This window comes from Thermopolyspora sp. NPDC052614, assembly GCF_040678635.1.
Classification (GTDB): domain Bacteria; phylum Actinomycetota; class Actinomycetes; order Streptosporangiales; family Streptosporangiaceae; genus Thermopolyspora.
Genome location: NZ_JBFATZ010000001.1, coordinates 122,456 through 148,025, shown reverse-complemented (window position 1 = coordinate 148,025; position 25,570 = coordinate 122,456). Strand labels below are relative to the sequence as shown.

Annotated in this window: 18 protein-coding genes and 1 tRNA gene; 9 read left to right on the top strand and 10 right to left on the bottom strand. The window is 70.6% G+C overall.

The annotated features are described in order from the left end of the window. Window positions 1-18: 18 nt before the first annotated feature. The 6 genes from AB0K60_RS00600 to AB0K60_RS00575 all read right to left on the bottom strand — a co-directional run bounded on the left by AB0K60_RS00600 (window position 19) and on the right by AB0K60_RS00575 (window position 7,927). Window positions 19-444: a roadblock/LC7 domain-containing protein gene (locus AB0K60_RS00600; RefSeq protein ID WP_364046872.1), complete on the bottom strand. Its 426-nt coding sequence runs from the start codon at window positions 442-444 to the stop codon at window positions 19-21. Beyond that, the gene (locus tag AB0K60_RS00595; RefSeq protein ID WP_364046869.1) at window positions 425-3,382 is read right to left on the bottom strand and encodes a nitrate- and nitrite sensing domain-containing protein; all 2,958 of its coding nucleotides are present in this window, start codon (window positions 3,380-3,382) and stop codon (window positions 425-427) included. Before AB0K60_RS00595 ends, AB0K60_RS00600 begins: the two co-directional genes overlap by 20 nt. Before the next feature lie 811 nt (window positions 3,383-4,193). Beyond that, a tRNA-Ala gene (locus tag AB0K60_RS00590) sits at window positions 4,194-4,266 on the bottom strand. Between the two features lie 160 nt (window positions 4,267-4,426). Then, a complete protein-coding gene (locus tag AB0K60_RS00585) occupies window positions 4,427-6,028 on the bottom strand; it encodes a von Willebrand factor type A domain-containing protein (protein WP_364046866.1) in 1,602 nt (533 codons plus the stop codon). A gap of 162 nt (window positions 6,029-6,190) precedes the next feature. Beyond that, window positions 6,191-6,985 carry an SDR family oxidoreductase gene (locus tag AB0K60_RS00580; RefSeq protein ID WP_364046863.1) on the bottom strand — a complete coding sequence of 265 codons (795 nt, stop codon included), beginning with the start codon at window positions 6,983-6,985 and terminating at the stop codon, window positions 6,191-6,193. Window positions 6,986-7,135: 150 nt separating this feature from the next. Beyond that, the gene (locus AB0K60_RS00575; RefSeq protein WP_364046860.1) at window positions 7,136-7,927 is read right to left on the bottom strand and encodes a UTRA domain-containing protein; all 792 of its coding nucleotides are present in this window, start codon (window positions 7,925-7,927) and stop codon (window positions 7,136-7,138) included. A gap of 116 nt (window positions 7,928-8,043) precedes the next feature. Here AB0K60_RS00575 and AB0K60_RS00570 point away from each other — a divergent pair, with 116 nt between their 5' ends. From AB0K60_RS00570 to AB0K60_RS00530, 9 genes are all read left to right on the top strand, one after another. Next, the gene (locus AB0K60_RS00570; RefSeq protein WP_364046857.1) at window positions 8,044-8,793 is read left to right on the top strand and encodes a 4'-phosphopantetheinyl transferase superfamily protein; all 750 of its coding nucleotides are present in this window, start codon (window positions 8,044-8,046) and stop codon (window positions 8,791-8,793) included. A 35-nt stretch (window positions 8,794-8,828) separates the two neighbouring features. Next, complete coding sequence (locus AB0K60_RS00565) at window positions 8,829-8,951, top strand: hypothetical protein (protein ID WP_364046854.1); 123 nt, start codon at window positions 8,829-8,831, stop codon at window positions 8,949-8,951. Further along, window positions 8,948-9,565 carry an FMN reductase gene (locus tag AB0K60_RS00560; protein ID WP_364046851.1) on the top strand — a complete coding sequence of 206 codons (618 nt, stop codon included), beginning with the start codon at window positions 8,948-8,950 and terminating at the stop codon, window positions 9,563-9,565. Before AB0K60_RS00565 ends, AB0K60_RS00560 begins: the two co-directional genes overlap by 4 nt. Window positions 9,566-9,958: 393 nt before the next feature. Then, window positions 9,959-11,683 (top strand): sulfatase, encoded by a 1,725-nt coding sequence (locus tag AB0K60_RS00555; RefSeq protein WP_364046848.1) that lies wholly within the window; start codon window positions 9,959-9,961, stop codon window positions 11,681-11,683. A 234-nt stretch (window positions 11,684-11,917) separates the two neighbouring features. Next, complete coding sequence (locus AB0K60_RS00550; protein WP_364046845.1) at window positions 11,918-12,526, top strand: hypothetical protein; 609 nt, start codon at window positions 11,918-11,920, stop codon at window positions 12,524-12,526. A gap of 87 nt (window positions 12,527-12,613) precedes the next feature. After that, window positions 12,614-13,078, top strand: coding sequence for an MSMEG_6728 family protein (locus tag AB0K60_RS00545; RefSeq protein WP_364046842.1), 465 nt, complete (start codon window positions 12,614-12,616; stop codon window positions 13,076-13,078). A 50-nt stretch (window positions 13,079-13,128) separates the two neighbouring features. Further along, a complete protein-coding gene (locus tag AB0K60_RS00540) occupies window positions 13,129-14,505 on the top strand; it encodes a CoA transferase (protein WP_364046839.1) in 1,377 nt (458 codons plus the stop codon). Between the two features lie 268 nt (window positions 14,506-14,773). Next, entirely contained in the window at window positions 14,774-19,525 is a 4,752-nt protein-coding gene (locus AB0K60_RS00535) for a GH92 family glycosyl hydrolase (protein ID WP_364046836.1), read from the top strand. 327 nt (window positions 19,526-19,852) lie between these two features. Beyond that, the gene (locus AB0K60_RS00530) at window positions 19,853-20,659 is read left to right on the top strand and encodes a methyltransferase domain-containing protein (protein ID WP_364046833.1); all 807 of its coding nucleotides are present in this window, start codon (window positions 19,853-19,855) and stop codon (window positions 20,657-20,659) included. Between the two features lie 111 nt (window positions 20,660-20,770). Here the strand turns inward: AB0K60_RS00530 and AB0K60_RS00525 are convergent, their stop codons facing one another. The 4 genes from AB0K60_RS00525 to AB0K60_RS00510 all read right to left on the bottom strand — a co-directional run bounded on the left by AB0K60_RS00525 (window position 20,771) and on the right by AB0K60_RS00510 (window position 25,559). After that, window positions 20,771-21,256, bottom strand: coding sequence for a hypothetical protein (locus AB0K60_RS00525; protein ID WP_364046830.1), 486 nt, complete (start codon window positions 21,254-21,256; stop codon window positions 20,771-20,773). Continuing rightward, entirely contained in the window at window positions 21,226-22,017 is a 792-nt protein-coding gene (locus AB0K60_RS00520; RefSeq protein ID WP_364046827.1) for a SprT family zinc-dependent metalloprotease, read from the bottom strand. The genes AB0K60_RS00525 and AB0K60_RS00520 overlap by 31 nt, the downstream gene beginning before the upstream one ends. Window positions 22,018-22,022: 5 nt before the next feature. Further along, window positions 22,023-25,217 (bottom strand): DEAD/DEAH box helicase family protein, encoded by a 3,195-nt coding sequence (locus AB0K60_RS00515; RefSeq protein WP_364046824.1) that lies wholly within the window; start codon window positions 25,215-25,217, stop codon window positions 22,023-22,025. Between the two features lie 117 nt (window positions 25,218-25,334). Next, complete coding sequence (locus AB0K60_RS00510; protein WP_364046821.1) at window positions 25,335-25,559, bottom strand: hypothetical protein; 225 nt, start codon at window positions 25,557-25,559, stop codon at window positions 25,335-25,337. Between the last annotated feature and the right edge of the window lie 11 nt (window positions 25,560-25,570).

Sequence of the window (25,570 nt, the reverse complement as noted above, 5' to 3'; positions counted from 1 at the left end):
GCCCGGGACCCTCCGTTGTCACTGCCGCGCGCCGTTCCAGGCCGGTGCCGGCGCGGCGACGCGGGGCTGCGTGGACAGGTGCTCGCCGACCCGCTTGACCAGCAGCGCCATCTCGTACGTGATCATGCCGAGCTCGGCGTCGGACGCGGCGAGCACGGCGAGGCGGGCGCCCTGCCCGGCGGCGGTGATGAACAGGAAGCCGCCCTCCAGCTCGATGATCGTCTGCCGGACGCCGCCCATGCCGAAGTGCCGCCCCGCGCCCAGGGCGAGGCTGTGGCTGCCGGCCGAGATGGCCGACAGGTGCTCGGCGTCCTCGCGGGTGAGGTTGCGGGAGCCGCCCATGGCGAGTCCGTCGGAGGAGAGCACGATCGCGTGGCGGATGCCCGGGACACGCCTGGTCAGGTCGTCGAGCAGCCAGCTGAGTTCAGTTCTGGGGTCGGACATCGGAATCGCCGTCCTTTCGGTTCCACGCGTCGTTGCCCTGCTCGGGCCGACCGCGTTCTTGCTCGGTCTGGCCGCGGCCCTGCTCGACCAGGCTGCGGCCCTCCTGCCAGCCACGCTGCATGGACGCCATCATGTCCATGAGCTCCTCGGGCGACCGCGAGGAGACCTCCCGGTCGTCGGACTGCCGGCGAAGCTGGGGAGCCATGCTGGCCTGCGGCACGCGCCGGGGCAGGCCGTCCAGGTCGTCATCGTCGTCGTCGCTCAGGTCCGGCCCCGGACCGGCGGCCCGCGTCGGGGGCGCAGGCGCGGAGTACGGCGGGAACGCCGACCGTGGCACATCGATCCGCTCCGGGGCGAACCAGGGGGAGGAGTACTCGGAGTCCGACCGACCGGCGGAGGACCCGCCCGGAGCACCCGGCCGTGCCGCGGGGGCCCCAGGCCCGGACCCGGGCAACGTCCCAAAGGCCCCGGACGCCGGACCGGACGGGCCGCCGAACGCACCACCAGGCGAAGCTCCGAACGCACCACCGGACGGAGACCCGGAGGAAAGCCTGGACGAGGGCCCGGACACGGGACCCGTCGAGGAGTCGGTCGCCGCCGAGGGACCCGAGGGAGCCTGGGGAGCCGGGGGAATGGGCGTGCCCCCGATGATCGTGTCCGAGTCGGCGGAGTACGACCCGCCCAGGTACGACCCACCCGGGTGCGATCCGTTCGAGGACGAGCCCGTGCCGGGCGATCCGTCCTCACGCAGGCCGTTCACCGCCCCCGGGGTCGCGCCGCTCCCGCCGGGAGCCCATCCGCCGGGCCCCGAGGAGCGGCCGGGCATCCCCGGCGATCCGAGAGGCGTTCCGGAGACCGGCCCGGTCGGGGGCATGCGCGTGCCCGTCGCCGTCCCGACGCCCGCGGACGGCTCGCTGCGGGACGACTCGGGGGTGAGCGAGAACTCCGCGGTGGGACGGGCGTTCGACACCGTGCTCAGCGCCCGCATCGGCCGGTTCACCCGCAGGTCCCGGCCCTGGTCGGCCTGCTGGAACCCCTCGGGCCCGAGATCGGGCATGTCCGGCGTCACCAGCAGGCTGGTGGGCAGCATCACGATCGCCGTGGTGCCGTCGTACGGCGACGGCCGCAGCACGATCTTGATGTTGTGCCGGGCGGCGAGCCGGGCCACCACGAACAGGCCCAGCCGGTCGCTGTCGGCCAGGTCGAACTCGGGCGGGTCGGCGAGCCGGGCGTTGAACTCGTCGAGCATGGTCTGGTTGAGGCCGAGGCCCCGGTCCTCGATCTCCAGCGCGAACCCGTTGGCCGCCCTGGTGCTGCGTACGTGGACGGTGGTGTCCGGCGGGGAGAACACGGTCGCGTTCTCCACCAGCTCGGAGATGAGGTGGATCACGTCGGTGACCGCCGAGCCGAGCAGCATGGGCGCCTGCGGCATCGGGGACACGGTGACGCGCGTGTAGTCCTCGACCTCGAGCACCGCGCTGCGGACCAGGTCGTAGATCGGGACCGGGTCGCGCCACCGCCGGGCGGGGGCGGCCTCGGAGAGGATGATCAGGTTCTCCGCGTGACGCCGCATGCGGGTGGTGAGGTGGTCGAGCTTGAACAGGTCCTCAAGGATGTCCGGCTCCTCGACCCGGCGCTCCATCGTGTCCAGCAGCGAGAGCTGCCGCTGCAGCAGGACCTGGTTGCGCCAGGCGAGGTTGAGGAAGACCTGGGCGATGCCCTTGCGCAGGGTCGCCTGGCCGACCGCGGCCTCCACCGCGGTGCGCTGCACCGCCGAGAAGGACTTGATGACCTCGTCGAACTCGGCGGTGTCGGCCGCCGGCAGCGGGGGCGCCTCCTCTTCGACGTCGACGTCCTCACCCTTGCGCAGCCGCTCGACGATGCGCGGCAGCCGTTCCCGGGCCATCTGCGCCGCCGCGGCCTGCAGCCGCCGGAACTCGGCGATCATCGAGTTGCCGAACCGGTAGGACAGGAAGATCGACAGCGCGACGGCGCCCGCGCCGAGCAGCAGGATCAGGCTCGCCGACACCGCCGCGCGGGCCCGCAGCACCTCCTGCTCCGCGGTGACGCGCGTCAGCTCCGCGCGGGCCTCCCGCCCGATCGCCTCGACGAGGGACTCGACGTCGCTTTTCCACTGGGCGATGTCCACCGGGGGCTTGCCGCCGGGGTTCCGGCCGTAGAGGCGGTCCTCCACCTGGACGACCCGCTTGTACGCCTCGCTCTTGGCGAGGCTCTCGACCTTCGGCCGAAGCCCGGGCCCCGAGTCCCGCAGGGCGGCGTCGAAGGCGATCCGGCGCGCGGTGAACGCGGCGATGAACGCGGCCCGGTCGGTGGCGGTCGTCTTGCCGAGCTTGTTCCCTGCGGCGAGCAGGGCGTACTCCCGCTGCAGGTACTCGCCCGCGTCGCTGTAGGCGGTGGCGCCGCGGATCTCGGTGACCGCCGCCAGCCCGCTTCCGGGATCGCGATTGCCGAGCCGCCGGTTCGCCACGTCGATCAGCCTGCTGTACGCGTCGACCAGCCCGGCCGGCGAGGCGAGTCGCCCCTCGTCGGCGGACTCCCGCAGCTGCCGGAGTCCGTCGAGCGACCGCACGACCTCTCGCATGCGCTCGGCCATCGCCGCGGCGTCCTCGGTCACGTTCTGCTTGCCGACCGCCTGCCGCAGTTGCTCGACCGCCTTGTCGGTCGCCGTGCGCTGCGCGTCGAGCCGCTCCGACGTGCCGCCCGCCGCCTCGGCCGCCAGCCTGCGCTCGTTCTGCAGCTCCTCGATGACCTGCAGCGCGGGCGCGCCCGTGACCAGCCAGCGGTCCTCGAACCGGTTGGCTCCGACGAGTTCCTCGGCATTCGAGAAGGCGATGAACCCCCACAGGACGACCATCGAGATCAGCGGAACCAGCAGGATCCGGAGGAGCTTGGCGCGGATTGGCGGGGGGGAGTGCATCTATGGCGTCCTATTTCGTGTCAGGGAGCGCATAGGTAGGCGCACGCGCCTTTTGCCCCAATTGGTGACGCCACGCCTGTTACACCTACGTTTGCTCCACTATGCCCACGCACCTCCACTCCTGCAAGTGTTGACTTGCATCACTTCCGCCAACCACCCCAGATCTCTCCCAGGGATCCCGCCAACCACGAACCTGCCGTAACCACGCACAACGCCCCCGGCATCGCACCTGTACCGCCTGCACCGCCGCCGGCGAATCACAAACTGGACATCAACTCGACATCTCCCCGACACGCAGCATCCAAAGATCTCATAAACCGCTTAACGGCCCGAAAACAAATCGTCTCCGCACCCCATCGAATAGACCCCCAAGGCAACAGAACAAGCGACCATTCGCTCTTATCGGCCGGACCTCGCCCCCAATTCCCACCGACCGATACCGAACTCCGACACGGCACCCGCCGGGCACCCTCACCCTCATCCCCGCTGGTGAACACCGTGGCGAATCCACCACCCCGCACCCCACCAGCCACGCCGGACCGTCCCGACACCGTCACAAACAGCAAGCAAATACGCCCGAAAAGCCCCGCCAGCACCCATCCGACCACGCCCAGGCGAAACAAGAAACGCCACCCCGCACCCCGCCCTAAGGGGCCTCGATGACGCGAGACGACGGCACCAGAGAGCGACCGTCGGCGCGCACCCGGTCAGACGAGGGTGTCACGCGGGGGCTCCGGGGGTCGTCCCCCGGACAAAACGCGAAACGGCCCCCCGCGAAGCCGCCCCAGCGGCGAGCAGGTAGGGCCGAACGTGGAGCTATGGGGATTCGAACCCCAGACCTCCTCCATGCCATGGAGGCGCGCTACCAACTGCGCTATAGCCCCTTGCCTGCGAGGCGAGCCCCGCGGCGCCTCGCCAGTGTATAGGACATCGGCGGTCAGTTCGTAACCGTGGCGGCAGATCGCCGTCACCTGTCTCACCGCGCCCGGCCGCCCCGGGGCGTTCGTGCTCGCGCGAGCACGAACGCCCCGGACGCCACGGCCGTCATTCCGTGCGGTCGGCCGCCTTGCCGATGAGGTCGGCCAGTTCGGTCACCGCCGGATCCTCGGTGGCGGCGCCGAGACGGCGGGCGTGTTCGGCCAGGTCGCGCAGGCCCAGGTCGAGCAGGCGGCTCCCGGGTTCGTCGCGGAAGCGCAGGTGGTCGGCGAAGGCGGCCGCGACCACGTCCACCTGGAGGCGGGGGGCGGCCTGCCGCCACAGGTCGGCCGCGAGGGCGGAGGCGTCCAGGGCGTTGCTGAGCTCGGCGGGGCGGCGCGTGTCGGGGTCGAGCCAGCGTACGGTGGCCGTGCCGATCTGGCCTTTCGCGCCCGGGTGCAGGCTCACCTTGTACAGGGCCGTCACCGAGTGGCCGGGGCCGACCTCGCCGCCGTCCTTGGCGTCGTCGCGGAAGTCCTCATTGGCGAGCGCCCGGTTCTCGTAGCCGATCAGGCGATAGGTCCGCACCACCGCCGGATTGAACGCGACCTGTGCCTTGGCGTCGCGGGCCCGCAGGTCGAGGCCGGCCGCGAGCTGCTGCGTGAAGACCTTGCGCGCCTCCTCCAGGTCGCTGATGTAGACGGCGGCGCCGTCGCCGTTGTCGGCGAGCTGCTCCATCAGCTCGTCGCCGTACTCGCGCCCGACGCCGACGCCGAGCAGCGTGATCTTCTTGGCGGCGTATTCCTCGATCCGGTCGAGGATGCCCTGCCAGGAGGTGTTCCCGGTGTTGGCCAGGCCGTCGGAGAGCAGGATGACCCGGTTCGTGGCGACCGGGCGGAACGCGCGCGCCGCCTCCTGGTAGCCCACCGTCAGCCCTTCCTCGACGTTGGTGGAGCCCTCGACGCCCAGCCGGTCGACCGCCGCGTGCAGGGCCGCCCGTTCGGTCGCCGGGGTCATCGGGATCACGAGCCGGGCGGTGTCGCTGAAGGTGACGATGGAGACGTGGTCGCCCGCGCCGAGCTGGTCGACGAGCAGGTGCAGGGCCTCGCGCACGAGGTCGAGCCGTCCGGGCGACCCCATCGAGCCGGACACGTCGACCACGAAGGTGAGGTTGGCCGGTCGGCGCGCCCCCGCGTCCTCGGCGCGGGTCTGCAGGCCGATGCGGACCAGCGCCGCGTCGGCCTCGGGCAGCCGCGCCCCGTCCAGGTGTACGGCGAAGCCGTCGCCGTCGGGCTGCCGGTAGTCCTGGCGGAAGGCGTTGACGAACTCCTCGGGGCGTACCTGGGCCGGATGCGGCAGTTCGCCGTCCTGGAGCAGCCGGCGGGCGTAGCCGTACGAGGCGGTGTCGACGTCGAGGGCGAAGGTGGAGACCGGCTCCTCGGCGGCGTCGCGGTCGGCGGGCCGCTCCACCGGCGACGTGGTGGGCGCGTCGGCCGCGGCGGCGGTCGCCTCCGCCGAGGGCCGGGTCACGTCAGTCCGCGCCGTGTCCGATTCCTTGGCGTCCAGTTCCTTGGCGGCCCGGTCCGGGGCGGTGGACGCCCGTGGCGCCGCGGGTGGCCGGTCCTCCGGCGCGGCGGCGCCGCCGGAGGAGGTCGTGCCGTTCCCGGCGCAGGCAGCGGCGAACAGCAGCGCGAGGATCGCGAGGGTCAGAGCCAAGGGACGGAGCTTCATCCGATCGCCTCCAGGGGTCGCTTTGCCCCTACGACGGGTTCCGGCGATCGTCGGCCGTGTCCTTGACTCAAGCGACTGCAAACCGTTTTCACTCCGTGACGGCCCCCGCGGCCCGAGGTACGCCTCACGCCGGGCCGCCGTACCCGGAGGGAGAGGGAGAGGTCAGTCGTGGTCGAGGCTGGTGACGAAACGGGACATGCCGGTGAGCCAGCGCTCGTGATCGTCGCCCCTGCGCCGGAAGTACTCGGCCACCTCCGGGTGCGGCAGGATCAGGAACCGCTCGGCGTCGAGCCCCTCGATCACGGCCTGCGCGATGTCCTCCGGCTCCAGCACCGGCGCGGAGGCGGCGATGGCGCGGAAGGCGAGGTGGTCTTCCGCCTCGCCCTGCTCCAGCATCGGGGTGCGCACGCCCTGGGGGCACAGCGCGCTGACCTTGACGCCGCGCGCCGCGTAGTGGATGGCGACCCATTCGGCGAAGGCGACCGCGGCGCTCTTGGTCACCGCGTACGGCGCGTCGCCGGGGCAGCTGATCAGTCCGGCGGCCGAGCAGGTGTTGAGCAGGTAGCCCGAGCCCCGCTCGACCATGCCCGGGATCACGGCGCGGGCCGCGTACACGTGGGCGAGCACGTTCACCGCGTACGTGCGGGTCCAGACGGCGGGGTCGGCGTCGATGCCGAGGCCGCTGGTGATCCCGGCGTTGGAGCAGAACAGGTCGATCGGGCCGAACGTCCGCTCGGCGGCGTCCACCAGGGCGCGTACCTCGCCCTCGTCGGACACATCGGTCTGCACGGCCAGCGCGCGATCGCCGATGCGCGCGGCCACCTCGGCGGCCCCGGCCTCGTCGAGGTCGGAGACCACCACTCCGGCCGCGCCCTCCTCGGCGAAACGCAGCGCCAGCGCCCGCCCGATGCCGCCCGCCGCGCCGGTGACGACCACGACCCGGTCCCGTACCCGCATGTGCCCCTCCACTCTCCAACCGACCAGTCGGTATGGAACCTATGCGGAGGCCTCCTCGTCAGTCAACGCGGGACGCCCGCGTCCGGGCCGTGACGCCCGGCCGGGGAAGCCCGCCGGGAAGCCCGGACAGCGGTTCAAAACGTGTCGGGTTCAGAACTCGTCGGCCCCCGCCACCTGCCCGATCGGGAAGACGTGCCGGGAGGCCGCGCAGATCGTCTCCAGTGTGTGCACGGGCGTGTCGTCGGTCGCGAAGCCGGTCCGCAGCACCTGGACCACCCACTCGCCGGGGTCGAGGCGCAGCGCGTCCGCCTCGGCCTCGCTCGGCGGGCGGGCGATCAGGTGCTCCTCGGCGTGGCCGAAGCGGTAGCCGAGGGCCTCGATGGCGGACTGAAGGCTGGGCAGCACGAAGTCGCCGGCGGTGGCGATCGGGGTGCCCGCGAACAGGTCGAGCCGGAAGAAGCTGGTGGCGACCCGGACGGGGACGCCGTTGGCGAGCAGCAGCTTGCGGCGGGCGAGCACCTGCGTGCCCTGGTCCACGCGCAGCGCGTCGGCGATGTGCGGGGCGGCGGGTTCGGGTCCGACGTGGAGCATGCGCCGTTCGGCCCGGATGCCCTGGCGTTCGGCCTCGGTGACGAACAGGGAGGCCGAGCCGCGCACGGCCGGATCGGTCGGAAGGGCCCGCTGCACGATGACGGGCGGGGTGGTGCCGTTGGCGTTCCTGGCCGGCTTCATCTGGGACACCCGGCCCGGCGACACGCCGAGCCGGCGCGCGATCTCGTCCTGTCGCATGCCGGCCGACTGCGCCTCGGCGATCGCCTCGCGGCGGAGCCGGGCGAGTTCGGTGACGGTGCGCTGCTCGTCGGCCATCACCCGGCCGATCGCGCGGGCGCGCTCGATGGGATCCGAAACGGCGGTGATCTGCTCCAGGATGTGCGCGTCCAACTTCGGCTCCTACACGCGTGACCGAAGTTCTGACTTTAGCCACCCTATGCCCGCCTGACCAATACCGCGATCATGGGCGATATCCTCCCGATACCGAGTGATGGAGACGGTGCCAGGTGCGACGGGAAACGGAGCTGTCCTGCGAGGTCTGGTGGGCGCGGCCGGACGCCGCCCGCCCCTGGCATCGTGACCTGTTCACCCCCGACGAGCTCGGCCGCGCGGACGCCTACCGGCGGCGTGCGGATCGCGACAGGTTCACCGTCGGCTGCGCGGTGAGCCGGATCGTGCTCGGTCGCAGGCTCGGCCTCGCGCCTGCGGACGTTCCCCTGCGGCGGGACTGCGACAGCTGCGGGCGTCCGCACGGGCGGCCCCGGCTGCCCGGCGACGACCTGCATCTGTCGGTGTCGCACTCGGGCGACTGGGTGGCGGTCGCGGTCACCGGCCTCGGCCCGGTGGGGGTGGACGTGGAGCAGCACTCGGCGCGGGCGCTTGACCTGGCCGAGACGGTGCTCGCGCCCGCCGAGGCGGCCGCGCTGGCCCGGCTGCCCGTCGGCGAGCGCGCGGCCGCGATGATCGGCTACTGGGCGCGTAAGGAGGCGGTGGTCAAGGCCACCGGGGACGGGCTGCGGGCACCGCTGTCCGGCGTACGGGTCTCCCCGCCCGGCGAGCCCGCGAGACTGCTCGCCTACGACGGGCGACCGGACCTGGTCATGGCCCTGCGCGACCTGCCGTCGCGTCCCGGGCACGCGGCGGCGATCGCGGTCCTGGGGCTGACGTCGCCGCCCCCGGTGGCCGAGCTCGACGCGACCGCCCTGCTGGCGGAGCCGGAATATCCGGATGGTCGCCGGGGTTCCGACTACCATTGAACATTCAAGTCTTCCGGGGAGGCCGGGAAACCGTCATGCGGTTCGGCATGCTCGCCGTCGGCGACGTCGTCCACAACCAGAACGCCGTGAAGGACGTCGTGAAGAACCCCCTAAGAGACCCCGTAGAAGACGCTGTGACGATGGAGGTGTCGCGATGAACGGGCGCAAGGTGGTCGTGGTATCCGCCGGGATCGGCGTGCCGTCGTCCACCCGCCTGCTGGCCGACCGGCTCGCGGCGGCGACCCGCGAGGCCCTGCGCGCCCGCAGCGTCGACGCGGAGATCGAGGTGATCGAGTTGCGCGAGCTCGCGCACGAGATCACCGACAACCTGCTCACCGGTTTCCCATCCGGCAGGCTGCGCGCGGCGATCGAGGCGGTGACCGGGGCCGACGGGCTGATCGCGGTGACGCCGGTCTTCAGCGCCTCCTACAGCGGCCTGTTCAAGTCGTTCTTCGACGTGCTTGAGCGGCACGCGCTGACCGGCATGCCCGTGCTGATCGCCGCCACCGGCGGCACCGAGCGGCACTCGCTCGTGCTGGAGCACGCCATGCGGCCCCTGTTCGCCTACCTGCGTACGATCGTCGTCCCCACCGCCGTCTACGCCGCGCCGTCGGACCTGCGCTCCCTCGGCGACGGCTCCCGCGCCCTCATCGAACGTGTCGACCTCGCCGGCGGCGAGCTGGCCGCCCTGATCGCGCAGCGCTCCCCCGCCGAACGTCCCGGTCAGTTCGACGGGCCCGTCCCCTTCGAGGACCTGCTCTCCGGCGGCTGACCCCTGGCCGGATCCGGATCGGCGCGGGCCAGCGGCCGAACGCGTATTTGTACATGGTTCCCCCGCCGTCGATGGCGTCTACTGCTTACGGGTAGCCGATGCACCGGCGGGAGTGCGCGGGTGCCGTGAGGGGGTTGCGGCCGGCGCGCGGGCCGGCGCCCGGCCGCAACGCCCCCGGCCGCCGAGAGCACGCGCAAAACACGCCGGGAACACACCAGAGACACGCCAGGAACAGGCCTGGAAAACGCTTGGAACGCGCCGCCGCCCCGGGCCCGCGTGTCCGGGAGATGAACCTTCCGGGACCGCTGTCCGTAAATTCTCACAGCGCCGCCGGGCCTGATGCTCCCATGCTCGCGTGGCCGGTGTCAGCAATCTCCCAGGAAGGGTGCCACGTTGTCGATCACCACGGGCCTCGACGGGTCGGCGGAGGGCGCGTCCACCGAGGACGAACGGCGGACGGCGGTCGCCGACGCGCCGGAACGCGTCGACGGGACCGCCGGCGGCGGGCGGCTGTGGCGCCGGGTCGTCTCGCTCGTGGTCAGCGTGCTGGCCTTCGGGTTCGTGATGTTCGCGCTCGTGACGCCGAACAAGGTGCAGTACCTGACTCCGGCGGCGTTCGCCCGCGTACCGGTGGAGGGGTTGCTCGGCGTGGCGCTCGTGCTCGTGCTGCCGGCGCGGGCCCGGCGGGTGGCGGCGGTGCTCGGCGGCGTCGTGCTCGGGCTGCTGGCGATCGTGAAGCTCGTCGACCTCGGGTTCGACGCGGTGCTCGCCCGGCCGTTCAACCTCGTGTACGACTGGTCGATGCTGAGCGCGGCCGTGGAGTTCCTGCAGACCTCGATCGGGCAGGCCGGGGCGATCGCGTCGGTCGCCGGGGTCGTGCTCCTCGCCGGGGGCGTGCTCGCGCTGATGACGTCGTCGCTGCTGCGGCTGACCCGCCTGGTGACCCGGTACGGCACCGCCGCCGCCGGAACCGCGGGAGCCCTCGGCGTCGCCTGGGTCGTGTGCGCGCTGCTCGGCACGCAGCTGGTGCCGGGCGTGCCGGTGGCCGCCCTCGCCTACGAGCGCCTGCTGCAGGTGCCGGCGAGCCTCGCCGACCGGGAGGCGTTCGCGAAGCAGGTGGGCGAGGACGCCTTCAAGAACGTGCCGGGCGACGGCCTGCTGACCGCGCTGCGCGGCAAGGACGTCGTCTTCGCCTTCGTGGAGTCCTACGGGCGCGACGCGATCGAGGATCCCGAGTTCGCCTCCGGCGTCGGCGCGGTGCTCGCGGACGGCGAGCGGCGGCTGCGCGCGGCCGGGTTCTCCTCCCGCAGCGCCTTCCTCACCTCGCCGACCTTCGGCGGCGGAAGCTGGTTCGCCCACGCCACCCTGCTGTCCGGCCTGTGGGTGGACAGCCAGCAGCGCCACGCCGACCTGATGACCCGCGACCGCCTCACCCTCAACAGCGCCTTCCGCAAGGCGGGCTGGCGCACGGTCGGCGTGATGCCCGGCGTCCACCGGGAGTGGCCGGAGGGCGCGTTCTACAAGTACGACCGCGTCTACGCGGCCGACGACCTCGGCTACCGCGGCCCCGGCTTCACCTGGGGCACGATCCCCGACCAGTACACCCTGTCGGCCTTCCAGCGGCTGGAACGCGCCCGCGCCGACCGCGCCCCGGTGATGGCGGAGATCCCGCTGGTCTCCAGCCACGCCCCGTGGACGCCGATCCCCCGGCTGCTCGGCTGGAAACAGATCGGCGACGGCCGCGCCTACTACGCGATGGCCGGCTCCTCCGGCTCGCTCGACAACGTGTGGAGCGACGTCGGCCGGGTGCGCGGGGAGTATCGCCGCTCCATCGAGTACTCGCTGGGCAGCCTGCTCTCCTATGTGGAGACCTACGGCGACGACGACCTGGTGCTGGTCTTCCTCGGCGACCACCAGCCGGCCCCGATCATCACGGGCGTGGGGGCCGACCGGGACGTCCCGATCACGATCGTCGCCAAGGATCCCGCCGTACTCGATCGGATCTCCGGATGGGGCTGGCAGGACGGCCTCAAGCCCGGCCCCAAGGCCCCGGTGTGGCGCATGGACGCATTCCGCGACCGCTTCCTGACCGCCTTCGGCTCTCATCCCACGCGATAGACCACCACCAGTCAGAAGTTCTGGTCACAGAAAGAGCAGTTCACCCAAGAATGTCGTTTTTGATCGCTAGCATGCGCGAGCATGAAACGTGTTTTAGTCCCCCTTGCGGCCGTGGCCGCCGTGCTGGCGCCGTCCGGAACCGCGCATGCATACCCCATCGCGGACAAAGCACTCACCGCGAACCCTCTCTACTCCGCGGGCAGACTCGACATCACAAAGTGCGAGGAAAAGCGCGTGCGTCCGGGAGACGCCAAGCTCGCCAAGGCCTACCTGTACGGCGTCTTTGATTGTCTCAACAAGACCTGGTCAGCGCAGTTGAAAAAGTCCGGGCAGACCTTCCGCGTACCGATTCTGAAGGTCGTGACGAAGGCCCCCAAACGATTCTGCGCGCACAGGTGGGCGAAGGACACGGTCTCGAACTACTGCGAGGCGAACCGAACCATCCTCACCGTTCTCACCGAAGAGATACTCGAGGACCCGTCCGACCTCTGGATGTACAACCTCCTCGCCTCCGACTACGGCCAGCACGTCCAGAACCTCACCGACATCTACGCCGCGTACGAGGACCACTCCTACCGCAATAAGAAAGAACTGCTTGAGCAGAACCGTCGTTACGAGTTGCAGTCGATCTGCTTCGCCGGGGCGTTCGTCAGGAGCACCTGGGACTCCCTCAAGCGCCCCACGTCCGACTGGCCGTACGTGGTGAAGCTCTTCAGCGATGACTGGTCCGCCCCGGACTTCGGCAGCAGGAGGAGCATCTCCTACTGGGCGAACCGCGGCTTCTCCTCCGGCGACCCGGGCTCGTGCAACACCTGGACCGCCTCCTCCAAGCGCGTCGCCTGAGCCTGCGGCCACCCCGCCCGGCCGTCGGCCGCACGACGACCCCGTACGCTGGCAGGAGAGACGTCCCGGAGAAGGCCGCCGGACCGCATGCAGACCTTCCTGCCCTACCCTGACTTCGCCGAGACCGCCGCGGTCCTCGACCAGCGGCGGCTCGGCAAGCAGCGCGTGGAGGCCCTCCAGGTGCTGCGCGGCCTCACCGTCCCCGGGTACGGCTGGCGCCACCACCCGGCGGTGCGCATGTGGCGGGGCCACGAGGAGGCCCTGGTCCGCTACGGCCTGGAGATCTGCCGGGTGTGGCGCGCCGCCGGGCACGCCGACACCTGCGCGGGCCTGCTGCGCGCCGAGCTCCACTCGGCCAGGCACATCGAAGCCCCCCGCGGCCAGGCCGAGCTCGCCGAGGCCGGCGCGCTGCCCCCGTGGCTCGGCGACCCCGACTTCCACCGCGCCCACCAGTCCGCGCTCATCCGCAAGGACCCCGACCACTACCGCCCGCTGTTTCCCCTGGTGCCCGACGATCTGCCGTACGTCTGGCCGGAGGCGGGGCGCGACTGACGCCCGGCGTAGGCTGCGGGGGCCGGAATGCCGAAGGCGTGGGAGGGATCATGGCGGGCGGGCGCTTCGCGCGGCGGGCTTGGGGCGATCTCGGCGGCGACCCGGCGTTGCTCGGTCGGGTCGAGCCGCCGGGGACGGCGGTGCCCCTGCCGTCGTCGCTCGCCGTCGGCGAGCTGGCCTTCGACAGCGTGGCCGTGGCGTCGCTCGCGGCCGACCTGGTGCGGGCCGTGCGGGAGCCCGGCGGCGAGGTGGCGGCGATCCGGGTGGACCCCGGGCGGGTGGCGGGGTCCTACCGCAGTGAGCGGGTGTTCCGGTGGAACGGGCGCGCGGTCGACGCGTGGAGCGGCCTGTCCGGGTTCTGGGAGGCCGCGGACGGCTGGGTGCGCACGCACGGGAACTATCCGCACCACGCGCAGCGGCTGCGCACGCTGCTCGGCCTCGCCGCGGACGCCGGGCCCGGCGAGGTCCGGCGCGCGATCGCCGGGCGCGGCGCGGCCGAGCTGGAGGACGCCGCCGCCTCGACCGGCGCCGTCGTGGGCGCGGTACGGGACGCCGCGACCTGGGCGGAGCATCCGCAGGCGCGGGCGATCGCCGGGCGTCCCCTCGTGGTGCGGCGACGGCTCGGGCCGGCCGCGCCGCGCCCCTGGCCGGAGCGGGGGCCGCTGCCGCTGGCGGGGATACGCGTGCTCGACCTCACCCGGGTGATCGCCGGGCCGGTGGCCACCCGCGACCTGGCCTTCGCGGGCGCGCAGGTGCTGCGGGTGGACGACCCGCGACTGCCGGAGATCGGCTGGCAGCATCTCGACACCGGGCAGGGCAAGCGCTCGGCCACCCTGGATCTGCGCGCCCCGGACGGCCTCGCCGCCCTGCACGGGCTGATCGAGCGGGCCGACGTCGTGGTCACCGGCTACCGGCCCGGCTCCCTCGACCGGTACGGCCTGGCCCCCGAGGCGCTGGCCGAGCGTCACCCCGGCGTCGTCGTGGGCCAGGTCAGCGCCTGGGACACGGCCGGGCCCTGGCGCGGGCGGCGCGGCTTCGACAGCATCGTGCAGGCGGTCATCGGGATCGCCCTGGCCGAGAGCGGGGACGGGCGCACGCCGGGGGCGCTGCCCGCGCAGGCGCTGGATCACTCGGCCGGGCACCTGCTCGCCGCCGCGATCATGGTGGGGCTGTGCCGCCAGCGGGCCGAGGGCGGCAGCCACGCCGTGTCCGTGGCCCTGGCCCGCGTCGGCCACGAGCTGCTGTCGACGCCGGGGGCGACCGAGCCGCCCGCCGTACCCGGGGAGGCCCCGACGGTCACCGGCGCCGGCCCGGCCGGGGAGATCACGTGTGCGGCCCCGGCGCTCGCCTTCCGGGGCGCTCCCGCCGCGTACGCGTGGGTCGGCCACCCCTGGGGCGCCGACCCGGCCCGCTGGGATAAATCCTGATAACAGACTGAAGATCAACTTTCGGGCAGTATGTCAAGCAAGATCCGCTTTATCCTGCACAAACGCGCGGACGCGGAAGTGAGACCCCCTGCTGCAGGCACTTTCGCCCATCTTGACAGGTCTTGACACGCTCTAAGCGCTTTGAGATCTTCCTCTAAGATCGCTCAGCTGACAACGTTGTCATGGACCCTGGGAGCCCGAAATGATCGGCAGCCCGGCCCGTTTCCGACGACTCTTACTCGCCTCCGCGACCACCACGGCAGCGGCGATGATCCTCGCACTGCCCGCGATGGCCCTGTCGTCCGCCGCGTCCCCCTCCCCCGTCCCGAACCCCGGCGTGGCCGCCACGCCGACCCCCGGCCCCTCCTACAGCCCGGCTCCCGAGCCGACGGCGAAGCAGCCGCCGCCCGCCGTGTCCGAGGAGACCGCCCGCAGCATGGCGGCGACGGGCCGCGACCTCGCCAAGGCCGAGGGCACCGACTTCTACTCCTCCTTCGAGCCGGGCGACCCCGCCCCGGCGTGGACCGACACCGTCGAGACCGACGCCAAGGGCAGGAGCCGGGTGCGCGACGTCACCGACACGCCGATCGGCGGCATCCCCGGCAACATCATCAGGAAGATCGACCAGGTGACGGCGAGCGGCGAGAACCTCAACGCCGGCGAGATCAGGGAGAACGCCGCCGACGGCGACTCCAACACCAAGTGGCTGGTGTTCACCGACACGCGCACCGGCTGGCTGGCGTACCGGCTCACCGAGCCCACGACCGTCGTCCACTACGCGATCACCTCGGCCAACGACATCCCCGACCGCGACCCGCGCGACTGGCAGGTGCAGGGCTCGCAGGACGGGCGGAACTGGACCACCCTCGACACCCGGACCGGCGAGACGTTCGACGCCCGGTTCCAGCGCAAGGAGTACCGCTTCGAGAACACCACCGCCTACGCCTACTACCGCCTGAACATCACCGCCAACCGCGGCGCGGGCATCATCCAGCTCGCCGAGTGGGAGCTGTCCGACGGCAGCACCGCCCCCAAGCCGCCCTTCATGCGCAGCCGCGCCGGCGAGGGGCCGCCCGGCGGGTTCGACGCCGCGCCCCGGGCCGGGTTCTCCGGGCTGCGCGCCCTGCAGTACGGCGGCGGCGTCACCGGCGCGAACGGCGGGCACGCCTACGCCAAGGTGTTCGACGTCGACATCCCGGTCAGGAGCGGCACCGAGCTGTCGTACGTCGTCTTCCCCGCCTTCACCAACGCCGACCTGCGGTACCAGAGCACGTACGTCGCCGTCGACCTCGCCTTCTCCGACGGCACCTACCTGAGCGACCTGCACGCCAAGGACCAGCACGGGGTCGAGCTCACCCCGCGGGCGCAGGGCGAGTCCAAGACGCTCTACGCCGACCAGTGGAACCACAAGGCCGCCGACATCGGCAAGGTCGCGCGCGGCAAGCGGATCAAGCGCATCCTCGTCGGCTACGACAGCCCGGTGGGGCAGGCGAGCTTCCGCGGCTGGGTGGACGACATCAAGATCGTGACCGAGCGGAAGCGGCAGCCGTACCAGGCCTTCGGGCCGCACCGGGACACCACCCGGCCGGCGGACTACGTGATCACCACGCGCGGCACCCAGTCCACCGGCGGCTTCTCGCGCGGCAACAACTTCCCGGCGACGGCGGTGCCGCACGGGTTCAACTTCTGGACGCCGATGACCGACGCCGGCTCGGTCAACTGGCTGTACGAGTACCACCGGGCCAACGACGCGACGAACCTGCCGCGCATCGAGGCGTTCAGCGCCAGCCATGAGCCCAGCCCGTGGATGGGCGACCGGCAGACCTTCCAGGTGATGCCGTCGATCGCCGCGGGCACGCCGGACCCGAACCGGGACAACCGGGCGATGGCGTTCCGGCACGAGAACGAGACCGCCAAGCCGTACCACTACGCGGTGACGTTCGAGAACAAGCTGAAGGCCGAGATCGCGCCGGCCGACCACGCGGCGATGCTCCGCTTCACCTACCCGGGCGACCAGGCGCGGCTCATCTTCGACAACGTCAACAACAACGGCGGGCTCACGCTCGACACCGCCTCCGGCGTGGTGACCGGATACTCCGACGTACGCAGCGACAACTCCACCGGCGCCACCCGGATGTTCTACTACGCGGTCTTCGACCGGCCCGTCACCGGCGGCGGCAAACTGACCGGGCAGGGGCGCGACAACGTGCTCGGGCACCTCGCCTTCGACGCGGGCCCGGAGCGCGCGGTGACCATGCGCATCGCCTCCTCGCTGATCAGCGTCGAGCAGGCCAAGCACAACCTGGAGCTGGAGATCCCCGCCTCCGACACCTTCGAGAAGGTCAAGGAGCGGGCGCGGCGCGCCTGGGACGACAAGCTCGGGGTGATCGAGGTCGAGGGGGCGAGAGAGGACCAGCTCGTCACGCTCTACTCCAACCTCTACCGGCTGTTCCTGTATCCGAACTCGGCCTTCGAGAACACCGGGACCGCGCGGAAGCCCGTCTACCGGCACGCGGTGCAGTCGGCCACGTCGACGCCGCCGAGCTCGCCCACCGAGACCGGCGCGCCCGTCGTGGACGGCAAGGTGTACGTCAACAACGGCTTCTGGGACACCTACCGCACGACCTGGCCGGCGTACGCGCTACTCACCCCGACGATGGCGGGTGAGCTGGCCGACGGCTTCGTGCAGCAGTACCGCGACGGCGGCTGGATCGCCCGCTGGTCCTCGCCGGGCTACGCCGACCTGATGGTGGGCACCAGCTCGGACGTGGCCTTCGCCGACGCCTACCTCAAGGGCGTGACCGGGTTCGACGCCAAGGCGGCGTACGAGGCGGCGGTGAAGAACGCCACGGTCGTGCCGCCGAACCGGTTCGTCGGCCGCAAGGGGCTGAGCACCTCGCAGTTCCTCGGCTACACCTCGATCCAGTCCACGGGCGAGGCGATGTCGTGGGCGCTGGACGGGTACATCAACGACTTCGGCATCGCGAACATGGCCAAGGAGCTGGCCAAACACGCCAAGGGCAAGGAGCGCACCCGCTACCTAGAGGAATCCGAATATTTCCTGAACCGGGCGCTGAACTACGTGCACATGTTCGACCCGGCGGTGCGCTTCTTCCAGGGCAGGAACGCCGACGGCACCTGGCATCGCCGGCCGGGCACCTTCGACCCGCGCAACTGGGGCGAGGACTACACCGAGACCAACGCCTGGAACATGGCCTTCCACACCCCGCAGGACGGCCGCGGCCTCGCCAACCTGTACGGCGGCCGCGCCAAACTGGCCGAGAAGCTCGACGCGTTCTTCGCGACCCCGGAGACGGCGACCTTCCCCGGCGGCTACGGCGGCATCATCCACGAGATGCGTGAGGCCCGGGACGTGCGCATGGGCCAGTACGGGCACAGCAACCAGCCGTCCCACCACATCATGTACATGTACGACCACGCCGGTCAGCCGTGGAAGACGCAGGAGAAGGTGCGCGAGGCGCTGTCGCGGCTCTACCTGGGCAGCGAGATCGGCCAGGGCTACCCGGGCGACGAGGACAACGGGGAGATGTCGGCCTGGCAGATCTTCAGCGCCCTCGGCTTCTACCCGCTGGCGATGGGCAGCCCGACGTACGCGATCGGCTCCCCGCTGTTCACCAAGGCCACGATCAACCTGGAGAACGGCAGGAAACTGGTGATCCGCGCGCCGGGCAACAGCGACCGCAACGTCTACGTGCAGGGCGTACGGGTCAACGGGCGGCGCTGGGACAAGACCTACCTGCCGCACGAGGCGATCGCCCGCGGCGGGGAGATCGTGTTCGACATGGGCCCGCGCCCGTCCCGCTGGGGCACCGGCAAGGATGCCGCGCCGCCGTCGATCACCCAGAACGACGAGCTCCCCGAGCCGCTGCGGGACGCCACCGGCCCCGGCCGCGGCACCGCGTCCGCCGGCGAGGGCGTCGACCCGGCCCGCCTGTTCGACGACAACGCCTCCACGCAGGTCTCCCTGCCGGGGGCGCAGCCGACGATCGGGTACCGCTTCGCCGACCGGCAGCCGGTGCGCTACTACACCCTCACCTCCGGCTCCGGCCAGGCGCAGCAGGACCCGACCGGCTGGGTGCTCGAAGGCTCCGCCGACGGCACCACGTGGACGAAGCTCGACGAGCGCGACGGCGAGGCGTTCCCCTGGCGCCTGCAGACCCGCCCGTTCAAGCTCGCCAAGCCGGCCGCGTACGCGCACTACCGGCTCCGCGTCACCGGCAACGGCGGCGCGGCCACCACGACGATCGCCGAGGTGGAACTGCTCAACGGCGCGGCGGCGGAGACCTCCCCCCTGGTGACCGAGGCGGAGAACGCCGCCGCGGCCCCCGGCTCCACCGCTTCGGTACGCGTCACGGTGATCAATTACGCCGAGGGCCCCGCGACCGGCACAATCACGGCCACCGCCCCCGAAGGCTGGACCGTCGAACCCGCCGACCAGTCCTTCGGCCCCGTGGCCCCCGGCCAGAACGCGGCCTTCACCTTCCAGGTGCGGGTCCCCCAGGACGCCACCCCCGGCACCTGGCCGATCAACCTGTCGATCACCTCCGACCGCGGCTCGGCCACCGCCCGCGCCCTGGTGGTGGTGATCGGCGACACGATCACGTTCACCCCGGGCACCGACGCCGAGACCTTCTGGCTGTTCGACGCCGGATCCTCCCAGCTCGACGGCGAGGTCCACGACGGCCGGGCCAGGTTCACCGACGGCGACGCCCGCGCCACCTACCGCTTCACCCTCCCCGAGGGCGTCACCGGCGGCACGCTCGCCCTCGACATCGGCAACCAGTTCCTCGTCGAGGTCTCCACCGACGGCCAGAACTGGCGCACCGTGCTCACCGAGTCACAGAACATCCGCGACCTGTCCAACCGCTCCGAGCGCACGCTCGACCTCAACGATCTGCGCGACCAGAGCCAAACCCTGTACGTCCGCATCGGCGACAGCCGGCCCGAGGACGGCTGGGGCGCCTGGCTCGCCCGGATGACGCTCACCATGACCCGATAGGACCCGATGAGGACCCGATGAGGACCCGATGAGGACCCGATGAGGACCCGATGAGGACCCGATGAGGACCCGATGAGGACCCGATGAGGACCCAGTGAGCCGGTCCGAGGGGTCCGGCGACGCCCGGACCCCTCGGCCACGCCGTTATAGGCCATTTCGCGGCATATCCCGGCACATGCAGTCACATCTAGGCCATCTAGGCGAATCTAGGCACATCCAGGACCGTCTATAAGTCGGCGTCCCCACCTCCCACCGAATTGCTGATCTTTGCAATATCCTCGGCCACGAAGATCGCGATCCGAACAGTCCTCTACCGAAGGGACGCCGATGCCCGACCTTCACGCGGAGTTCGCCAAACCGGAGGCAGCCGCCGACCCCTTGATGGAGTTCCTCGAAGAAGTGGACCGCATGCCCTCCATCCGGGCCGTCAAGACCACGATGCTGCAGGCTGCGGGGCTGCGCCCCGGCATGCGGCTTCTAGACGTGGGCTGCGGCAGCGGCATCGAGGTGATCCGGCTCGCCGGCGACCATCCCGAGGTCTCCTTCACCGGCCTGGACCCGAACCCCGGGCTGCTGGCGATCGCCCGCAAGCGCGCCGCGGCGCTCGCCAACGTGGAGTGGGTGGAGGCCAGGCTGGAGGACGCCGAGTTGCCGGAGGGCGGCTTCGACGTGATCCGCACCGAGCGCGTGCTGATGTTCGCGGCCGGTCCCGCGCTGGGCCGCCAGCTCGACAAGCTCATCAGTCTGCTGCGGCCTGGCGGCCGGCTGGTGCTGTTCGAACTGGACTACGGGGCCATGATCCTGCCCCCCGGCGACCATGACGACGACGTCGCGCGCGAGGCGCACGCCCTCATGGAAAGGGCCATGCCCGAGCCGTGGGCGGGCCGGAAAATCCCCGTCGAGCTGGCCGCCCGAGGGATGGCCGACGTGACGGCGGAGCCGTACATCTTCACGGTGAGCGAGCCGGTGTGGCGGCGCATCGTCCACGACACGCTGCGCCAGGCGCTCGACGGCGAACCGGAACCGCGCCCGAGGCTGCGGGCCTGGCTCGACGACCATGCCGCCACGGCCGCCGAGCATCCCCTTCGCACCGCCATCACCGGCGTTCTCATCACGGCCCGCCGCCCCGGCTGAGCCTCCACGGCCGCTCCGCGCCAAGCCGCCGGAGGGCCTTGGCCGCTGCCGGGACGCCGCATCGAAATCACCTGGAATCCGTCCCGCATCCGCCACATGCGGGACGGCCCCTCACCGCGCGCCGCGTAGTTTGAGCAGGTACGCAGCGGTGACCGCCACGGCGCGGTCGTCGTCGTGTGACAGCTCCTCAAGGGCACGTGACGCCGTGACCCCCGGGATGTCCGCGAGCGCCTGGGTCAGTCGGCGACGCGCGGAGGCGTCGCCGGCGTCGCTCGCGATGCGGCCGACCAGCTTGGCGGCGATCTGATCCGCCAGCGCGGGATCGCCCGCGAGCACGCCCAGCGCGTCGGCCACGTCGGTGTCGCTCACCCCTTCGACGATCATGTCGATGAGCGTCGGGACCGCGTCCGCCACGCCACGGGCCCCGAGCGCCAGGGCCGCGTGCCTGTGGACCACGATGTCGGAGTGCGCGAGGGCGTGCCGCAGCAGGGCGTCCCCGGCAACTTCCTCAACTTCGACCAGGATGACGATCCGCCAAGGCCCGTTCCGATACTCGTCGTTCCCGACTACGGCCAGGAAAGGATCTCTCCCATCCACATGCGCCGGCCGAGGTCGTCGAGTTCGATGCGGCGCTCCTTGTATTCGGGCAGCGCCTGCCTCACCAGTCGCCAAAATCGCGCGTCGTGTCCGGGTATCCGTGCGTGAGCGAGTTCATGAGCGATGACGTAGTCGATCAGGTGCATCGGAAGCTGGAACAAGGGCCACCCCAGGCTCATTCGACCTGGCCCTCGCTCCTCTTCCTCCGAGCGGTACGTTCCCCAGCGGTCGCCTAGGTCACGTACATCCACCACTGGCTCCGGCACCGACATACGGGCTGCCCATGGCTGGAGTCGTCCACTCACCCATGCTTGACCGGTTCGGCAGTACCAATCGACCAATGCCGCCCGGCCTCGTGCCGTGTCTTCGGCCAGTTCGTGGCTCATGAGCAGGCGCCCGGCCGCTAACCGAACTCTGTCGCTATTCGACTCGTTGTCCACAAGAGCGAGGCGATACGTTCGGCCCAGGTAGCGAAAGATTTCCCCTTCGACGAGGCGTTTGGAGGGACTCAACGACCGACCTTGCTCCCGCAACGCACGTCGGCTCATCAGCCAAGCCCGGTGCGCGCGTATGAACTCCTCAGCGTCCGGCGCCGAGCGTCCCTTCGGAGCGTGCAGTGTGAGGGTGGCATCAGCCTCCACCGTCAGCGCGAAGCGCCTGCGTCGGGCGCTGACGCGCACCCGAAACGTCAGCCCATCGACAGTGAGGAGATCGTCGTCCCTCAGTGCCTGCGGGTAGCGGTCCTCGGCCAGTGCGGTCACCCGTCCTATTCTCCCCGAGCCCTCCGCAGGAACTGCGGACGGTTGTCGTTGGCGTATGCCGCGAGGCTCTCCGCTATGGCTCTCAAGGGGGACCAGTCCACGCCCGCGGGTCGGAGTCCGCTGCGGAGCAACTGACTGTGGATGGCGTTCGCCAAATCGCCGATGTCCTGGCTCTGGCCTTGATAGGCGACACTGCTCATCACGCGTGCGGCCGTGTCGCACACCATATCGACCAACTCCCGTAGGTCCGTGTCCCCCCGGATGACTCCCGGATTCCCCTCCACCTTCTCCTCGATGAGTCGGTACAACCGCTGCTCCAGCACACTGAGCCCCGCCAGCAGAGGGTCTTCCTCGTCCTCTCTGCGTGCCTGTTCGATGAGCGGACCCAACTCCTCAACCTGCTCTTCGAAGCGCTCAGGGAGGCTTCTCAGGATCTCCTCCAGGCGCTGCGAGAGCCGGATGTACTTTTCCGGGTCTTCTCGTCTGACACGTTCCTCCAGGTGGAAGCGGAGTGCATGCCCCATTTCGGCTGCCGCCTCACGCGCCGGTATATCCCTGACCATGTCGTCGAAGGCGTCCGAGGTGAGCGAGACCGGCGGGATGATCTGTTCGATCTGCGGACCTTCCAGGTGGGCGGCGATCATCGATCGGACCTTTCGCCCGTAGCGGCGCAGGGTGAAGGTGCCGCCCTCCGCGTCCCGGTAGAGCCGTCGAATGCGCTTCTGCAGCATTCCCCAGCGCCGGGCGTCGGCCACGTACTCCAGGGCGTGTTCGTGAGGTAGCACACGTTCCAGGGCGTCAAGGAACTCGTGCAGCACCTCGTCGTAGGCGAAACGGTCCTGCTCATCCTCGAAGGCCAGAGCCGCTCGCCTCAGTCCGGCGAGGTCGTTCAGTCCCTCGTCAGCGACCCCCTGACGCCGCAGGAGGTCGCGGACCGCTTCGGCCGCCGGGCGGAGATTGTCGATCTCCTCAGAAAGGCTGCGCATTGTGTCGTCGACATCAGTCTGCCGGTAGGCGTTCAGCGCGTCGGTGAGATGCTCCAGGACGCCGTAGTAGTCCACGACGTAGCCCACCTGTTTGCCCGGCATCGGACGATTGACGCGTGCGACGGCCTGCAGCAACTCTGCGTCACGAATCGGTCGGTCGAGGTAGAGGACCTGTTCGCGAGGGGCGTCGAAGCCGGTGAGCAACATCGATTTCACGATAAGGAAGGCAATAGGGCTGTCGGGGTGGACCGGGTCGGGTCCCGCTGCGGTATCCGACTGCCCGGTCACCTGACTCTTGGACCAGGGATTGTCGCCCATACCGCTGTGCGGCGCCTCTCGCGGCGTCGGTTTGAAGGGAACGACAGCCGTCCACTCCTGCTCCGGCGGCAACTGGGGAAACGGCTGGTGGAAACGGGCGATGTATCCCTTCTGTCGTTCCGCGTCGGTCCAGTGCAACCATTGGCGGTGCTTGCGCTCTGCTCCGGCGGATATCACTGGTACGAAATCGATACGACGCAGCAACGCGCGGTACCGGTAGGCCATGTGGAGGTAGCGCAACCTCCCGGACATCTCCTCCACCGGGATCCCGGCCGCCAACTCAGGATCGAACGCCGTGAGTTCCTCCAAGAGGGCGTCCCGCGCCCGCTGCAGGGCATCGCGATACTTGACGGCCGCACTCCGGCTGACCGCCGCGACCTGGGCCTTGAACCCCTCCGGCAATACCCAGCTCACCCAGTGCTCCAGCATGTCCTCGGCCTTGGCCAGGATCATCGGCTCCGACTCGGCGACATCACGCTCCGTGGGCCAGCGCCTCAACAGGGCTCTGCGCTCATCGTCCGTACGCTCGCGGACCAGGTCGTCGAAGTTCCGGTCGAGGCCGTCCTTGTCGAAGACCTTGCCTTCGCCAGTGCGGCCCTCGTAGCGGATGCGCACAACGACGCCGTCGCGCTCGGCCTCGCTCATCCGGTACTCGTCGAGGAAGCCGCCGCCGGGACCGCCGCTGAAAATGCGTCGTGTGTCCTCCGTCCGTCCGGTCATGATCGGCGTGCCGGTGAAACCGATCTTCGCCGCGTTGGGGACGGCCTTACGCAGGGCGGCGTGCAGCACGCTGGTGTGCGAGCGGTGCGCCTCGTCGACCAGCACCAAGATCTCGGGAGATGTGTTGCACTCCGGGAAGTTCGGCTCAGGCGGGATCTCCTCGGACCGCCCCTCCCGCCTGGCCTGTTCGGCGTCCTCGTACTCCTTCGCCAGGTCGCGGTCGTCCCCGTCCTCGGCGGTCTCCGCGGCGAACGTAAGCCCGCTTCCGTACTTCTGGATCATCGCGAAGACGACCCGCCGGCCACCGTCCCTGAGCAGCCCTTCCAACTGGGCGCGGGTCCTGGCGGTCTGGACATCGGATTCGCTCAGTCGCAGGGTCCGAGAGAGCTGATCCTGGAGCTGGGTGCGGTCGGTGACGACCACGACCAGAAACTCGCTGAGCTCATGGTGCAAGTGGATGCGGCGCACCAGGAAGGTCATGGTGAGGCTCTTGCCGGAGCCCTGAGTGTGCCAGATGACCCCGCCACGCTCGTCGACATCCCGCGGCCCGCTGCGTACGCGCCCAGTCCTCAGTCTCCGTACGGCCTCCTCAGCGGCCCGGTACTGCTGGTGTCGAGCGACGATCTTGATGGTCCGGGTTCCGCCGGATTCGTTCTCGACGGGGAACGGAATGACGTAGTGCCGTACGACATTGAGCAGCGCGGCGGGGCGCAGCACGACCCCGACCAGTTTGTGCCTCTCGTTCAACGGACCGACTCTGTCCGGCGTCTCCGCTTCGAGCCTCTCCCGGCGTTCCGGCTTCACGCTTCGCCAGGGGTGGAAATGGTCGGGCGTGGAGGTGACCGTGCCGAGGTGCGCGGTCTCCGCGGTAGCCGCGACCAGCAATTGGACGGTCCGGAAGAGTTCCGGGACTCCTGCGGGCTCCGGACCGTTCTTGATGTCTTCCTCATCGGCGAGTGGATTCCCCGCGTAGTGCCTTAGATCACGTACGGCCTGGTAGACGGGGTCGGCGAGATCAGGGCTCTTGCACTCGATGGCCACGAGAGGGATGCCGTTGACGAAGAGGACGAGGTCGAGGACCGACATCTCCCCCGAGCGGTTCAGCACGCGAAGTTGGTCGACCACGGTGAAGTCGTTGAGCGCGATGCGATCTTCATGCCACTCGATGTACTGCACGGTCGCGGAAGGACCGCCGTGCGCCGCGGACGGGCCCGCGAGGACGAACCCATTGAGAAGCAGGTCGGTGGCGTCGAAGTTGGCTTGGACGACACCGTGGCCGAGGGAAACGGAGGACTATCGCTCGACGGACCTCGCCACGTCGGATTCGTCCATCCACGATCCGCGGTCGGTCGTCTTAAGGTTAATCCGCCGCAGGGCGCTCTTCAGCTTTTCTGCCAGGAGCGGGGCGCGGGCGTCGAGTGTCCCGATCTCTGTGCCGGACACGTGTGTCCACCCCATCGCCTCAAGCTGAGCGATGATAGGCCGCTCGACCTCGTCCCTCTCAACCTGCACCACCACGTCGCCACGTC

Excerpts from the sequence above, each read along its gene's own strand:
- AB0K60_RS00600 (WP_364046872.1), bottom strand. The coding sequence starts at position 444 with ATGTCCGACCCCAGAACTGAACTCAGCTGGCTGCTCGACGACCTGACC.
- AB0K60_RS00595 (WP_364046869.1), bottom strand. The coding sequence starts at position 3,382 with ATGCACTCCCCCCCGCCAATCCGCGCCAAGCTCCTCCGGATCCTGCTG.
- AB0K60_RS00585 (WP_364046866.1), bottom strand. The coding sequence starts at position 6,028 with ATGAAGCTCCGTCCCTTGGCTCTGACCCTCGCGATCCTCGCGCTGCTG.
- AB0K60_RS00580 (WP_364046863.1), bottom strand. The coding sequence starts at position 6,985 with ATGCGGGTACGGGACCGGGTCGTGGTCGTCACCGGCGCGGCGGGCGGC.
- AB0K60_RS00565 (WP_364046854.1), top strand. The coding sequence starts at position 8,829 with ATGCGGTTCGGCATGCTCGCCGTCGGCGACGTCGTCCACAACCAGAAC.
- AB0K60_RS00560 (WP_364046851.1), top strand. The coding sequence starts at position 8,948 with ATGAACGGGCGCAAGGTGGTCGTGGTATCCGCCGGGATCGGCGTGCCG.
- AB0K60_RS00545 (WP_364046842.1), top strand. The coding sequence starts at position 12,614 with ATGCAGACCTTCCTGCCCTACCCTGACTTCGCCGAGACCGCCGCGGTC.
- AB0K60_RS00540 (WP_364046839.1), top strand. The coding sequence starts at position 13,129 with ATGGCGGGCGGGCGCTTCGCGCGGCGGGCTTGGGGCGATCTCGGCGGC.
- AB0K60_RS00535 (WP_364046836.1), top strand. The coding sequence starts at position 14,774 with ATGATCCTCGCACTGCCCGCGATGGCCCTGTCGTCCGCCGCGTCCCCC.
- AB0K60_RS00530 (WP_364046833.1), top strand. The coding sequence starts at position 19,853 with ATGCCCGACCTTCACGCGGAGTTCGCCAAACCGGAGGCAGCCGCCGAC.